Below are 14,663 nucleotides of genomic sequence, written 5' to 3'. Positions count from 1 at the left end.
AATCCGACAAACCACTCAAGTAAAATAGCTGTACTTACCATTCTCTTAATGTTCTTATTTGATGAACAATCCTCAGTATTTATGGTTACCATCGCCCAGAGAAGTAACTTTGTCACCAAATGAGGTTCATGTTTGGTGTATAAATCTTGACAAATCAGTAGAGGAGTTGCAATATTTAGCAACAATCCTCTCTAGCGATGAATTTGCTCGTGCTGAAAGATTTTATTTTCCAGAACATCGCCAACGTTTTATTGCTGGTCGTGGTAGCTTGCGGACTATATTAAGTTGTTATTTGGGAATTTCTCCCCAAGAAGTGCAGTTTGATTATGAACCTCGTGGTAAACCACTATTGGCAAGTAAATTTTCTTACAGTGGATTGACGTTTAATTTATCGCACTCCCAAAATTTAGCTTTGTGTGCAGTTAGTCAAAATCGCCAAATCGGGATAGACCTAGAATATATTCGCCCCATGTCGGATTTGGAATCTCTGGCTCAACGGTTCTTTTTACCAGGAGAATATGATCTAGTGCGATCGCTATCTCCAGAGCAACAATCTTCAGTATTTTTTCGTTATTGGACTTGTAAAGAAGCTTACTTAAAAGCCACAGGCGAGGGCATAGCGCAGTTAGAGCAAATTGAAATTTCCCTCACGCCTACAGCATCAGCTAAGTTACAGACAGTAACAGGCTGGAGTTTACTAGAAATACCCGCTGCTGACAATTATGCAGCTGCTGTAGTTGTAGCTGGTGTTGGCTGGGATTTGAAATGCTGGCAATATAGAGAAGTTAAGGATTAGGGATTGGGGAGACAAAGGAGCAAAGAATTTTAAATTCTGTGTTACACATCGATTATTTTTAATAACGTACATCTGTATCTTTATCCCTATATTTACAGCTTTTTCAAGTAGATAAATAACATAGATATAGACACAACAATGTTGTGCCTATATCGATTATGTTTCCTTTTCTTAATTGTTGGCAGAAATTTGGGAGTTAGTTCCACTTTCAAAGAAAGTGAGATTTACTTAACTTGCTGAATTGACAATTTGGTTCTAGAAAATGAAATTCTTCGCAGTCAGATTATTACTGGAAACGTTACCCAGTGTCAACAATTTCTGGAATTGATTGGGAGTGCTATCACCACCTGCATTCACACTCACAACCGTATTAGAACCAATTTGCTCTTTTTTCACATAACTACTGAAAGGATTAGAACTCTTAAAATTGGTGCCTTCAATAATTTTGTTGAGGTCAATTATATCTGCTCCAGAATCAAAATATTGAATCCAATCGCCTTTTTCTGCAATATTTTGATAGACAAATCTGTCCTTACCTCCTGAGCCATGTAAGATATCACTACCTTTACCACCAATCAAAATATCATCACCTTCACCAGCTTGGAGGATATCGTTACTATCACCTCCTTTAAGGGTATCGTTACCATCACCCCCTTGGAGAATGTTGCTAGTTGCAATACCTTGGAGAGTGTCAGCTCCTCTAGTCCCACGCATGAGATTAGGCCCGGACATAGTTGTGTTCATAGCAGTTGCATTCAACTGGCTAGATATCTCGAAAGCACCAACATCTACTTTGCTATCTCGCGCCATCCCGCGTGCGTCAATGGTGGGTATACCAGCACCTACTTTACCAGTATTAATAGCGGGGCTACCAGCTAGAAGAGGATGAACTAGCATACCTCCGATATTTTGTAAGGTGCCAACCAGAGGATCAACTATCCGACTACCGGAAACAACTCGACGACCTTGTTGAGGTGCTGGAAATTCAATGTTTCCACCCCCATCTTTGAGTTGATAGCCTACTTGTTTTTGTGATGCATCACCAGCATTATTGTTAGCAACGATGGAATTAGTAAGGGTGACAGCAGCAGATGGATCGCCAATCCAAACTGCCCCACAAGCGCGTCCGGCGGAGTTATTTACAATAGTGGAATTCGTAATGTTGACGGGGGCAGTTTTATCGGTATTGACAAACAGTGCGCCACCAGCATCCTTAGTCACCTTATTCGTGGAAAAGGTACTGTTAATAAAATCTTTCTTTCCGCCACCATCTAACCATACAGCCCCTCCTTGTTGCTCGGATATATTATTGGCAAATGTAACGTTACGGACTGTAAGATTGTTATTTGCTCGTAATGCGCCTCCGCGAGCAACACCTTTGCTATCTAAGCTGGCTGTGTTACCTACAACAGTGCAGTTTTCCAAAAGCATCTTGTCTGCACCGTAACTATAGAGGAAGAGTGCGCCGCCTTCTCCTTTAGTTTTATTGCCTTCAAATCGACTATTGCGAATGGCGATCGCACCACCCACAGGAGTACCTGGCCCGACTGGATCGCATCCATCAGTAAAGACTGCACCACCACCAGTACCACCAGCTGAACTGTTATTTTGGAAGAGTGATTTGTCTATAGTTAATCCCCCTAAGAGGCTATAAATTGCACCACCATTAACACCTTTGTTATTGGTAAATTTACAACCTTTAACAGTTAGATCACCAGAACCTCTGGTGGCGATCGCTCCACTACTAAAGCCAGATTTCGTTAAAGTACCATCATTGCTGTCAAAGGTGCTGTTAGTGACTACGCCTTTACCGCTATACCCGATATTGATGGCTCCGCCTTCACCACCGCGATTGTAGTTAAATTTACAGTTATCAACTGTTATGCTGCCATAGTCAACAACTTTCACAGCCCCACCTTTTTCGGTTGAGTAGCCGTTGGTAATGCTGAGGTTCCGCAGCGTAGCATTGATATGTCTGCCAACTTCAAATACTCTTGTGGCATTATTGCCGCTAATTTTTAAATTTGCTGCGCCTGCACCATCAATTGTCAAATTCTTTGTAATGTTCAGTTGCCCACTTGTAAGTGTAATTGTTTTGTTAGCAAGAGTAGAGGCAAACTTGATAGTGTCACCTGCTTGTGCAGAGGCGATCGCAGATCGTAAAGAACCTGCTCCATTATCGGCAGTTGAAGTTACGTTAATAATAGCCATGCTTTGAATTCCCTTATAGAACAACGGTTTTTCATCGACTGTTTTGAGAAAATCACCACTAAGCAGTGATTTATCAAAAGTCGATTCATCGTTTCACACGATGGGATTCAGAGCACCCTGTTTTGTAGATATCTTCGAGCTAAATTTTAAACTCCAAATAGTTGGAAATATTTAGCTCATATTGACTGAAAATTTGCTAACATCACCAATTTTCCCTGATTTACAGATGCTGCAATTGATCCTTGTGTTGATTTAGTTGATTCCACAGGATTAGCTTTCTGCACATTTTATAACTTCACCCAAACTTTTATCGCTATGATAAAATTACGTAGATTTCAGTTACCGAAGTAACTTTATCTATTTTCTTTTGTCCAGCCAAATTTACTTAGACGATGTTACACAATTTGTCTTCTTTATGCAACCTTTATAAAAAAATAATCTGATATTTTTATCACCGAATTGCAGATTTATAGGCTATTTAGAGCAAATTAAAGAATAACTATGTAAGAGTGAATAAAAATTAGTAGAATATCTCAAAACGAGGAATTAGTGATGTCTACACTATTTAGGTTGCCAAAAATGTTGGTTGCGATCGCCACTCTCTGCTTAAACAAATATTGATGTAGAGTAACGTATTATTATACATCATATTCACATAGATTACCGCTTTACTGACATACTGATAATTAAAACGATAATTCTTCTACCTCAGCCTGAGATATTGTTAATTGTGGTGCATAAGTTCCAGATAAATATGCTCTAAACGTACAGGCTGACGGGCTATAGAATCAATGGCTATCCCCTCGAAGCGTGCAATAATTTCCTTTAATTCCAAAGGTTCAGGTAACCAAAAGGCTAAATCGTTACCATAACGCCGATGAGTGAAACCATATTTTTCGGCGCGTGCGATCGCTTGTGCTTCAAACTCAGTCTGCATTAACACAATTTCTTGGGCTGGAATCAATGTACGTAATTCTGCTAAACTACCCTCAGCCAAGATTCGGCCATTTTTCATAATTCCAATTCTCTGGCAAAGACGTTCTGCTTCATCTAATAAATGAGTTGTGAGCAAAACTGTAATTCCTTGATTTTTGAGTTGGCGGATTAATTCCCAAACTTCATATCTGGATTCAATATCTAAGCCTGTAGTCGGTTCATCCAGAATCACTAGCTGTGGTTGATGTACTAAAGCGACTGCAATATTTAACCGCCTTTGCATTCCCCCGCTAAGTGTCTCTACAGGATATTTTGCTTTATCTAGTAAATTGACAGCTAACAGAGTTTCTCTAATTCTTTTATGGCGAGTTTCGCGGTTTAAACCGTAAATATCTCCAAAAAACTGGAGATTTTCTGCACAAGATAGGCTTTTGTAGAGTAAATTTTCTTGAGGTGCAACACCAATTATTCTTTTGGTCGCGGCGGAAATTGGCTGATGATTGATGGTAATATCACCACTGTCTGCATTCAATAAATTACAAATAATATTGATTGTTGTGGTTTTACCTGAACCATTGGCACCGATTAAACCGTAAACTTCTCCTGGCTCAATATGCAAATTTAAATTGTGGAGAACCTGGTTTCTACCATAGGATTTATTTAAATTTTTAATAATTAACATTGTGATTTTTTATAATCGCCTTTCTACTATCAGCATCCGCCAATAAGATAGCCAGCCACCGACAATCACAATCATAGCAAAAACCAATAAAAACCAAAAGTGTGAGCCTATATCACTAATTCCTTCGCCTTGAGATGAAACTCCTACGAGGGCTTCATTCATGTGATAAATAGGATTGAATTGAGCGATATTAATTAATGTGGGAGGAAATAAAGCTGCTGGTAAAAATGCTCCACCAAGGATTAATAAAGGTACTCCAAAAGCTGCTACTAAAGAGTTAACATCTTCAATACGACGTGCTAATTGTGTACCTAAAATAAAACCTAAACCCACATAAGCAATGATAGTTAATAAGATAATAATTAATCCTAATAAAATAGAACCTTTAAAAGTAGCGCCCCAAAATGCAGCAATAGTATAAATTAATATTGCCTGACCGATACCAATGCAACTATGGGCCAGAAAAATTCCTAAAAAGTAGGAAATTCCGCTTAAGGGAGCCAGAAACAGGCGTTTGATGGTTTTTTGTTCTCTTTCTGCAACAACAGTGGCGACAGTTCCACCCAAACAGCTAAAAAACATTGCTGCACCTACTAAAGTTGAGGGTGCAGCATATTCAAAAGCAGTATTGATGGGGAGTTTTGCCCGTTCTGCTAAAATAAATCCGCTCAGAATCAACACCGATATGGGGAATATACTCCAAAAAATTAAGCTGCGTCTGCGGCGCAATAGTTCAATTAGTATGCGTTGAGTTACAGCTATAATTTCACGCCAATATTTCATAGGAGAGGGAACAGGGAACAGGGAATAGGAAACAGTAACGCACCACATTCTATACTTTGCTTGGTGCGTTGCGCTACGCGACAACACACTACGTGAATTTTAAAAATTGAATATGAGTCTTAAATAAGCTTATCAATATATAACGCCAGCCTGATGACAAGCTGGCGTTTTAAATCTATTAAATTCAGGGACAAAAAATATATATAACTAAAATTCCCTGAAGTTTACTAAAAAATTGGTGGGTAATTTACTTTTACAAAGCGCTGCGGCGAGTGAGTAAGTTCCACAAGAAAACTGCAACAATTGCGCCCAGAACAGCAACTATCACACCTGTAATGCTGAGAGTGGGTGCGGCTAATGCTAGAGTTCCCGTACTGAAGAATACTCCTAGGCTACCACCAACAAATGCACCTATAATACCTAACAAAATTGTTCCTAGAATACCGCCGCCTTGATGACCTGGGTAGATAGCTTTAGCAATAGCTCCAGCAATTAGTCCTAAAACAATCCAAGCAAGAATGTTCATGGTTTGTAAGTTGATAAAAAACTTTTTGTTTTAACCTTTGTTGAGTTAAATCTAACACCTCAAACTTGGCAATCATATCTACCATCAGAATTAATTTATGTTAGCCTGAAGAAATAGCTCCATTTATAAATGTATATAACTTAATTACTGGCGTAGAAAGGAAACAGTAAATGGCTAGTACAACAAGGCAAAAGTAAAAAGAAAGAATACTTATACCACAAGCCTTTTAGCAATTACAGATGGTCTGTTTATTTACGCCAGCCTGTACTAGGTAAATATTTTAGTAAAAATAAATCGGTACTCAAATACGGTACAAGTTACCGACTGACAACTCTACTGGCTGCCTAATGTTAAGCCTCAAAATTTCTCGGATAGCTGTTATCTATTACTATAGGACTCAGATTTGATTTCTGAAAAAATCTAAGTATATGTAGGGTGCGTTATCACGAAGTGATAACGCACCGTATTCTGAGCTTTGGTGCGTTGCGCTGCGCGACAACACACCCTACGTATTTGTTCAAGAATCAAATATGAATCCTATATCTCCTAAAAATCTATCAATATAAATAGCCGTAATTCATCCGCAAGATAGTTAACTATATATTGAATATGTATCTAAAATTTTATTCAAATACGCAGTTTATAGGAAAAAATTATGATTGGTGTACTTTGGACTGTTGCAGTTGTACTATTTATCTTTTGGGCTTTAGGATTAGCATTGCATATTGCAGGTAATATAATTCATGTATTGTTACTTTTGGCAATTGCGATCGCAATATATAATTTCCTGAAATCACGCACAGCTTTTTAGTCCTTTAGAGACAACTTATAATAAGTTTCGTAACATAGTTTGGTGCAATTACCGACTTACTCACATCAAAGTCTAAGCTTGGGAGATGGCTTGGACTTTTGATTTTTGACAGGCCTTATACCAGGATATTTAATTTAGGGCTTATCAGCTGATTCAGCCCCTAAAACCTGAGTAATTTTGTGAATCAAAATTTCACTTAGAGTACTCCAAGTAAAAAAATGCTCAATTGTCATTGCGAATGGAGCAAAGCGGAATGAAGCAATCGCATAGACTCGCTCGTAGTTGCAAGATTTTGCGATTGCTTCTCTGCGAGACGCTACGCGAACGCTACACTCCGTTTCGCTCGCAATGACAGGTTTTGGATCGTTTATTTTTTGGAACACTCTTACACTAAAAACAATAGAGACTGTATTGTACAGTCTCTAGAAAGTTGGAGGAATACGCAGAATTAATTTTTACCAAAATTAGCTTACAAATTACTAATGTTGTGTATCTTGAGATGGCAATGCAGGTAATTGTAGCGATTTTTCCATATCAAATCGCTGTTCAATATTGCGAAGAAAATAGCCATCTACCATAGCAGCGCCTAAGAGTCTTCCTAATTCATCGCGGCTAGTGGTAATGAATGACTGATATCTATCATGAGGTAAATTACCTAACATTTCCACAATTGCACGTTGAATTAACTGTAATACTGCTGGGGAAGAAGGTTGAGACAGTTGAGCAACTGTTTCAGGGGACAAAGATTGCACGTATTGCCATAAATTATTTTGAGTATTTGCTTCAGATTCAAAATAATCTGGTTGGCGGCGGGAAAGATTACTCATAGTATTAAGATTAATTTGCGCTTCACTATGAATAAAAATTTATCTGCATTTTGATGGCTGCACAATCAGCAAAACCGAACTGCAAAGGCGGGTTTTTTCTACTCAATTTATTGTAGGGAATTGAGCAATTAAAAATTCAAAGTTTTTTCGACTTTTTAGTAATGAGTTTAACAGTACATAGGTAGCGGTAGTTTCTCAGTTAGCGTGAAAATCGAACCGCAGAGTGCGCTGGGGGAGAGACATTAAGAAAGCGATCGCCTCCTTTGCCCATTAACTTAGATAGAATCACTATGGTGCTAGTTAAACTTTCCCAGCCTGATGAAAAGCGATCGCTCCTTGACTCCTCAACTCACTGTATCCACTCTGCAATGTCCAGAACTACTCGCACCAGCAGGTAGCTGGGATTGTGCGAAAGCTGCTGTCGAAAATGGGGCTGATGCAATTTATTTCGGTTTGGATAGGTTCAACGCGCGGATGCGGGCGCAAAATTTTACTGAGGCGGATTTACCAGAGTTGATGGCTTTTCTGCACCTGCGGGGTGTGAAGGGTTATGTAACTGTTAATACGCTAATTTTTCCGCAAGAGCTACCAGAGGTAGAGCAATATCTGCGCTCGATTATTGCTGCGGGTGTGGATGCGGTGATTGTGCAAGATGTGGGTATATGTCGTCTGATCCGTCACCTATCGCCTGACTTTCCTATCCATGCTTCTACGCAGATGACAATTACCAGTGCGGCTGGGGTGGAATTTGCTCAGTCACTCGGTTGTCAGTTGGTCGTGTTAGCCCGTGAATGTTCCCTCAAGGAAATTAACAAAATTCGCCAGCAGATACGCCAAAAAGAAACTTCTTTGCCTTTAGAAGTCTTTGTTCACGGTGCTTTGTGCGTCGCTTATTCCGGTCAGTGCTTGACTAGTGAAGCATTAGGTGGACGTTCTGCCAATCGCGGCGAATGTGCCCAAGCTTGCCGAATGCCCTACGAATTAATAGCAGATGGCGAAGTTATAAATTTAGGAGAACGCAAATATCTCCTCAGCCCTCAAGACCTTGCTGGGTTGGAAGTGCTGCCAGATTTGGTGAAGTCGGGAGTCACAAGCCTCAAAATTGAAGGGCGGCTGAAAACTCCAGAATATGTGGCAAATGTTACTCATGTTTATCGGCAAGCCTTGGATCGGGTGATGGAGGAATTAACAGCGAATACTCCAAAGGCGAGAAAACCCTCCCATTCTGCTGAAGAACAATACAACTTGGAAATGGCATTTTCTCGTGGTATCTACACAGGCTGGTTTAATGGAATTAACAACCAAGGATTAGTTCATGCGCGGTTTGGCAAAAAACGTGGGGTGTACCTGGGAGAAGTTACCCGCATTCGCAATGAACAGGTGACAATCACCCTAGAAGCACCAGTGAAAGCAGGTGATGGAATTGTTTTCGATTCTGGTCATCCCGAAGCCAAGGAAGAAGGCGGGCGAGTTTATGCGGTGGTACAAAAAGGTAAAGAAGCCGTGCTAACCTTTGGCAGAAGTGACCTCAACTTCCGCCGAGTGCATATAGGCGATCGCGTTTGGAAAACTAGCGATCCAGAATTAGATAAGCAATTACGTCAAAGCTTTGCGGGAGACAACCCCCAATTTCAGCGCCCCATTGACTTAGAAGTTTACGGCGAAGTCGATCAACCACTAACTGCGATCGCCCGCGATGGACAAGGTCATGTTGTGCAAGTGAATTCGACAATACCACTAGTAGAAGCGCACACCAAACCCCTAACCACAGAACGTTTACAAGAACAGTTAGGTCGCCTAGGTAATACACCCTTCTGTTTAGGAAACCTAACCAATCACCTCAATGGCGCATTAATTTTACCCGTAAGTGAATTAAACCGGATGCGGCGAGAAATGGTGGCGCAGTTAGAAGAATTACGCCGTCAACCCAAACGCTGGGAACTCAACGATCATGCTTCTCTAAAAGACCTACTCCCCTCATCCCCCTTATCTTCCTCATCTTCCTCATCCCCCGCATCTCCATCACTCATCGTTTTAGTAAGGAACCTCAAACAACTCCAAGCCGCACTCCAAGCCGGAATCCAAACACTGTACTGTGAATTTGAAGACCCCCGCTTTTATCGCGAAGCCGTGCAGATGGTAAAAAAAGGGGAAATAAGCAATGCCCAATGCCCCATGCCCAATGCCCCATGCCCCACTATCTGGGTTGCACCTCCCCGAATTACCAAACCTGGGGAAAATTGGATTTTGCAACAAGTACGGGACTCCCAAGCAGATGGCTATCTGCTGCGGAATTACGATCATCTGCAATTTTTCGCCCAAGACCGTTGTGTTGGAGATTTCTCGCTGAATGTTGCGAACGCCTTAACCGCAGATTATTTTCACCAGCGCTATGGTTTGGAACGCTTAACCGCATCCTATGACCTGAATATTAGCCAACTCGAAGACTTACTTCATAGTTGTCCACCCCAATGGTTTGAGGTAACAATTCATCAACATATGCCAATGTTCCACATGGAGCATTGCGTATTTTGCGCTTTTCTTTCCCAGGGAACAGATTACACTAACTGTGGCAGACCTTGCGAACAGCATGAAGTGAAATTGCGCGATCGCGTTGGTAGCGAACATGTCCTCAAAGCTGATGTCGGCTGTCGCAATACTGTATTTAACGGCACTGCTCAAACGGGAGCTGAGTACGTACAGCGCTTGATAAATTTGGGATTACGTCAATTCCGCATTGAGTTTGTCAATGAAACCCCAGCGCAGGTGAGTAAAACTATACATTGCTACAGTCAACTTCTGCGTGGCGAAATTACAGGTTCCCAACTCTGGCGCGAATTGAAACTGCAAAATCAGCTAGGCGTAACTCGCGGGCCGATGGGAGTTTCTGCATTAAAGTAGTAATACGAATTCAAATAATGTTTGCGAGACATCAATATATTCTAGAGGGTAAGGCATTGCCCATTGATGTCAATTTAAGCTAAAAGCGATATAGGACGGGCGTTGTACAAATAGCGCCCTCATCCCCTAACCCCTTCTCCCGCAGGAGAAGGGGAACTAAATCTCTTGCTCCCGTCTCCCTGTGGGAGAGGGGCTGGGGGTGAGGGTGAAACCTTGCAACCAAGCGGGTTTCACGTTAAGTTGACACGTAGGGGCAATGCCTTGCCCCTACTATTTGTCGCATTCTTTTTTCAAATTGGTAAGCTATTCTGCTGTTAAGTTGCACAATCCATCGTGAAGACTGTTGACGGTTGACCGTTGACAGTTAACCGTCAACAGTTAACAGCCCTGATTAGTAGTTATGCAATTTAGACGCGCATCAATACTTGTCGGTTAAGGGGAAAAGGGGAAGGGGAAAAGGGGCAAGAAAAAACCTTTAACCCTTACCCTTTCACCTTTTCCCCAAACCAAATTAAGAGTTTAAAATCCTTAACCGAGCAGTATTGAGACGCGCATTAGCTTATAAAATTTTATTTTCTGTCTTCTGCGTCAAAAACTTAGAAATAATTCCCTACTAACTATTTCCATCACTACCCAGCAGCGTTTGGAAAATATTTCCTAATAAAAATATAGCGCCTGCGATGAACAAGATAAGCATTACACCAGCAAGGGCAGCAAAGGGAGAAGTTACGAACAACAATAAGAATACAAACATCAAAATTGATATTAATATTCTCAACATTTTTGTCACCTTTGAAATCTATTGGTTTCAAGCTAACTTACTAACTTAGGCAATACATATCTCTAATAGAGGAAATCAGATGTATTTCTTTAGTACAGTCAGGCGAAAATTAATTTATTATAATTGCTCAACTTTTATAAATTTAAAATTACCCGCGCTAAGTTGAAATAGATTAAAACACCTAAAACATCTACTGCTGTAGTGATAAATGGTGCAGACATTAAAGCGGGATCGAGGCGGAGTAAGCGAAATAAAAACGGTAGTGCGGAACCAGAAATTGAAGCTAAAACAGAAATAGCTACCAAACTAGTTCCTACCGCGATCGCAACTTCTAATTTTCCTTGGAGGAAGTAGGCCCAGACGGTGGCGACTGTACCTAACATGACACCTAATAATGCACCCGCGATCGCTTCTCGTCCAATTACCTGCAATGGCCCTAACATCCGGATTTCTTCGGTGTTCATCCCTCTAATGACTACCGTAGAAGATTGCGCCCCTACATTCCCACCAGTCCCAGTCAACAAGGGAATAAACGCTGTCAGGGTAACAACTTTTGCCAAAATATCTTCCTGAGACTTAATAATCGTTCCCGTAACAGTATTAGTAATTAACCCTGTTTTGTCACTCTGGCAGTAGTATAATAAGGTAAAAATGCTAGAACCAAGACACAGAGCATGGTACAGCCCCGTCCAGCCGCACCAACAGTCAAATTTGTGGACGAATATTGCCAGTGGTATAAAAGTCTGTTTCCAGATGTTAGGAGTTTCGAGGCTTTTAAATATCTCCATGTAGGCTGCATTTCTGATCTAAAACGTAAAACATTGCCAGAAATAGCAAAAATCGTAGGATTAGATAACCAGCAAGGGTTGCATCATTTTCTAACTACATCACCTTGGGATATAGAAAAGTTAAGAACCTTAAGGTTAGAGTTAATTTTACAAGTGCTAAAAGGTAGACCAATCATTTTAATTATTGATGAGACAGGGGATAAAAAGAAAGGGAGCAAGACAGATTATGTGAAACGGCAGTATATAGGAAATTTGGGAAAAACAGATAATGGAATTGTGGCAGTGACAGTATATGGTGTTTTCTGTGGGATGACATTTCCATTACTGTTTGAAGTGTATAAACCCAGGGAAAGATTACAGGCAGGAGATAAGTACCGCACTAAACCAGAAATAGCAGCAATACTGATAAAAAAGCTACAATCAATGGGTTTTAAATTCAACTTAGTACTTGCAGATAGCTTATATGGAGAGAGTGGTAAGAATTTCATATCTGTATTAGATGAACTAAACTTGAACTATATAGTAGCGATTCGGTCAAATCATTATGTAGAAATACTTCCACGACAACATATTCAATATTTAAAGTGGCAGAAGTTTCAAAGGGTATTCTCTGACTTGAGTCGGGAAAATCGATTTATTAGAGAAATTATTCCGGGAAAACGTGGAGAACTTAGATATTGGCAAATTACTACAGATCCAGAAAATTTGCCTGATAACACTACTTGGTATGTGATGAGTAAATATCCAGACATTACGCCAAGAGAAGTTGGAAATTTTTACGGTTTAAGAACTTGGGTCGAGTACGGGTTAAAACAAAGTAAGAATGAATTAGGTTGGTCAGATTTTCGCCTGACTCACTACCCAGATATTGAGCGATGGTGGGAAATTATTTGCAGTGCTTATTTAATGGTTAGTCTGCATTCGGAGCAACTGTTTCAGTCTCCATCACAACGAGAGTCAAAATTTGTTTCACATCCTTGGTGGGATAATGGAAATGGCTGGAAGAACATTCTTAACAATCTTCGTTTGATTATTCAACCTTTTACTTTATTTAATCTGATATATCCCTGGTTAACGGTTTTTCCTATTCCTCAATTAGCTTTGGGTTTTTTTAAACTTCAATCTATTATTTATAGCCTCACCAGTTCAATTTTTATATCCCTGATTCACCCTGATTTCTACTTTTCCTCTGCCTAGAGTGACAAAAGAGGGTTAATAAGACAAATAGCCATACAACCCGTTTGCGCGCCACTTCCATTAAATTCATCTGGAAGTAATTATCACCCCCTGACTGCACACCACCACCCAAGGCGTAAATATCTTCAGTGGTTTCTTGTTGCAGAATATCAATCACATCATCGACGGTGATAATCCCCACCAACCTCTGTTCTCGATCAACCACAGGTACAGCCAGAAAGTCATATCGTTGAATCAACTTTGCGACTTCTTCTTGATCTGTATCCGTGTGGACAAACACCACATCACGGGTCATAATTTCGGCAATCGCTTCATCTGGTTGAGATGTTACCAATTCCCGCAGTGAAACAATCCCTGTCAAATGTCTAGCCGCATCGGTGACGTAAAGGTAATAAATCATCTCGCTAGCCTTCGCGAGGCGGCGAATTCTCTCTATAGCTTGAGATACCGTAAAATTCTCTTTCAGAGAAATTAATTCTGGAGTCATGATGCGCCCAGCAGTATCAGCTTCATAACCCAATAGTTGCGCTGTGGCTGTACGTTCCGCCGGACTTAGTTGTTCTAGCAAACGATTGACAACTTTTGCAGGGAGTTCATCAAATAACCTAGCGCGATCGTCTGGTGACATTTTATCGACAATGTCCCGCACATCCTGACTTTTCAATTCTTCGAGTAGCTGTTCTTGAATACTGTAGTCGAGATATTCATAAACTGCGATCGCCTCATCCTTAGAAAGCAACCGAAACGCTAAAGCGTGCATTGCTTCTGGTAAACCTTCTATAGCCTCAGCAATATCCGCCGGCTGTACAGGTACCAAAATTGCTTTAGCGCCTCGTAAATCTCCCTCTTCCAACAGCATTTGTAACTGAGTTCGCACCAAATCTCGCAATTCCCGGCGCGACATATCCTGAAGGTTAGAGATTAAATGATGATTTTCTGTCACAAAGTCCACCTTCCTAAGGCAGTTTGAACAAGTTTGCTGCCCTTAGTCTAAAAGATGAAGGCAATATTCCACATCCAACTTAGGATTTTTCTTCTTCTTACCTTGAGATTCTGTATCTTCAATTTTGCCGTCGTTGAACATCCTACTTACCCATATCACTTAACTTAAATACCAATTAGCTAATAAGTAATCAGAAAGCGATCGCTAATATTTTTGCTCTTATTTACTTTATATCAAGCATTATTTACAGAAAGTATAAATAGCCTCATAAATATAAAGCTTCTCTTGATATATTTCTTTCAAATAAATTTATATTTGTAAAAATTTAATTTAGCCTGTAACTAATCTTAAAACTACTAATAATTAACTTCAAAAAATATTGCAACAATCTTTTTATTTCGACAAATATTCGTCAGATAAGCTGAACATGAATATGTATTTTTTCTGGTTAATTTGAGCTTGTCTTCAAAAGAATTTAATT

At 40.2% G+C, this 14,663-nt stretch carries 9 protein-coding genes and 2 pseudogenes; 4 read left to right on the top strand and 7 right to left on the bottom strand.

Annotated features, from left to right (window positions below; all coding sequences use genetic code 11):
• Nucleotides 1-61 precede the first annotated feature (61 nt).
• Nucleotides 62-796, top strand: coding sequence for a 4'-phosphopantetheinyl transferase HetI (gene hetI / locus HG267_RS07680; protein ID WP_045872771.1), 735 nt, complete (start codon nt 62-64; stop codon nt 794-796).
• Between the two features lie 255 nt (nt 797-1,051).
• Here hetI and HG267_RS07675 read toward each other — a convergent pair whose 3' ends face one another.
• The 4 genes from HG267_RS07675 to HG267_RS07660 all read right to left on the bottom strand — a co-directional run bounded on the left by HG267_RS07675 (nt 1,052) and on the right by HG267_RS07660 (nt 5,934).
• On the bottom strand, nt 1,052-3,007 hold the full coding sequence (locus HG267_RS07675) for a right-handed parallel beta-helix repeat-containing protein (protein ID WP_045872770.1): 1,956 nt from the start codon (nt 3,005-3,007) through the stop codon (nt 1,052-1,054).
• 724 nt (nt 3,008-3,731) lie between these two features.
• Complete coding sequence (locus HG267_RS07670) at nt 3,732-4,625, bottom strand: ABC transporter ATP-binding protein (protein ID WP_045872769.1); 894 nt, start codon at nt 4,623-4,625, stop codon at nt 3,732-3,734.
• Nucleotides 4,626-4,634: 9 nt separating this feature from the next.
• The gene (locus tag HG267_RS07665; RefSeq protein ID WP_045873017.1) at nt 4,635-5,408 is read right to left on the bottom strand and encodes an ABC transporter permease; all 774 of its coding nucleotides are present in this window, start codon (nt 5,406-5,408) and stop codon (nt 4,635-4,637) included.
• Between the two features lie 253 nt (nt 5,409-5,661).
• Nucleotides 5,662-5,934 carry a GlsB/YeaQ/YmgE family stress response membrane protein gene (locus HG267_RS07660; protein ID WP_045872768.1) on the bottom strand — a complete coding sequence of 91 codons (273 nt, stop codon included), beginning with the start codon at nt 5,932-5,934 and terminating at the stop codon, nt 5,662-5,664.
• Between the two features lie 655 nt (nt 5,935-6,589).
• Here HG267_RS07660 and HG267_RS07655 point away from each other — a divergent pair.
• A complete protein-coding gene (locus HG267_RS07655) occupies nt 6,590-6,745 on the top strand; it encodes a lmo0937 family membrane protein (RefSeq protein WP_096622101.1) in 156 nt (51 codons plus the stop codon).
• A 479-nt stretch (nt 6,746-7,224) separates the two neighbouring features.
• Here HG267_RS07655 and HG267_RS07650 read toward each other — a convergent pair whose 3' ends face one another.
• Nucleotides 7,225-7,572 (bottom strand): DUF760 domain-containing protein, encoded by a 348-nt coding sequence (locus tag HG267_RS07650; RefSeq protein ID WP_045872766.1) that lies wholly within the window; start codon nt 7,570-7,572, stop codon nt 7,225-7,227.
• A 318-nt stretch (nt 7,573-7,890) separates the two neighbouring features.
• Between HG267_RS07650 and HG267_RS07645 the strand changes: the two genes are divergently transcribed.
• The gene (locus tag HG267_RS07645; RefSeq protein ID WP_045872765.1) at nt 7,891-10,473 is read left to right on the top strand and encodes a U32 family peptidase; all 2,583 of its coding nucleotides are present in this window, start codon (nt 7,891-7,893) and stop codon (nt 10,471-10,473) included.
• A 915-nt stretch (nt 10,474-11,388) separates the two neighbouring features.
• Here the strand turns inward: HG267_RS07645 and HG267_RS07640 are convergent.
• Nucleotides 11,389-11,865 (bottom strand): annotated as a pseudogene (locus tag HG267_RS07640) (magnesium transporter); the annotation flags it as partial.
• Between the two features lie 63 nt (nt 11,866-11,928).
• Here HG267_RS07640 and HG267_RS07635 point away from each other — a divergent pair.
• Entirely contained in the window at nt 11,929-13,239 is a 1,311-nt protein-coding gene (locus tag HG267_RS07635) for an IS701 family transposase (RefSeq protein WP_096621593.1), read from the top strand.
• Between the two features lie 16 nt (nt 13,240-13,255).
• On the opposite strand, the pseudogene mgtE reads toward HG267_RS07635, so the two are convergent.
• Nucleotides 13,256-14,143, bottom strand: a pseudogene (gene mgtE, locus HG267_RS07630) (magnesium transporter); the annotation flags it as partial.
• Nucleotides 14,144-14,663: the final 520 nt, after the last annotated feature.

Origin of the sequence: Tolypothrix sp. PCC 7601 (genome assembly GCF_025677855.1) — a bacterium.
GTDB classification, from domain to species: domain Bacteria; phylum Cyanobacteriota; class Cyanobacteriia; order Cyanobacteriales; family Nostocaceae; genus Aulosira; species Aulosira diplosiphon.
The sequence above is the reverse complement of the archived record's forward strand: the minus strand, read 5'-3'. Positions and strand labels throughout refer to the sequence as shown.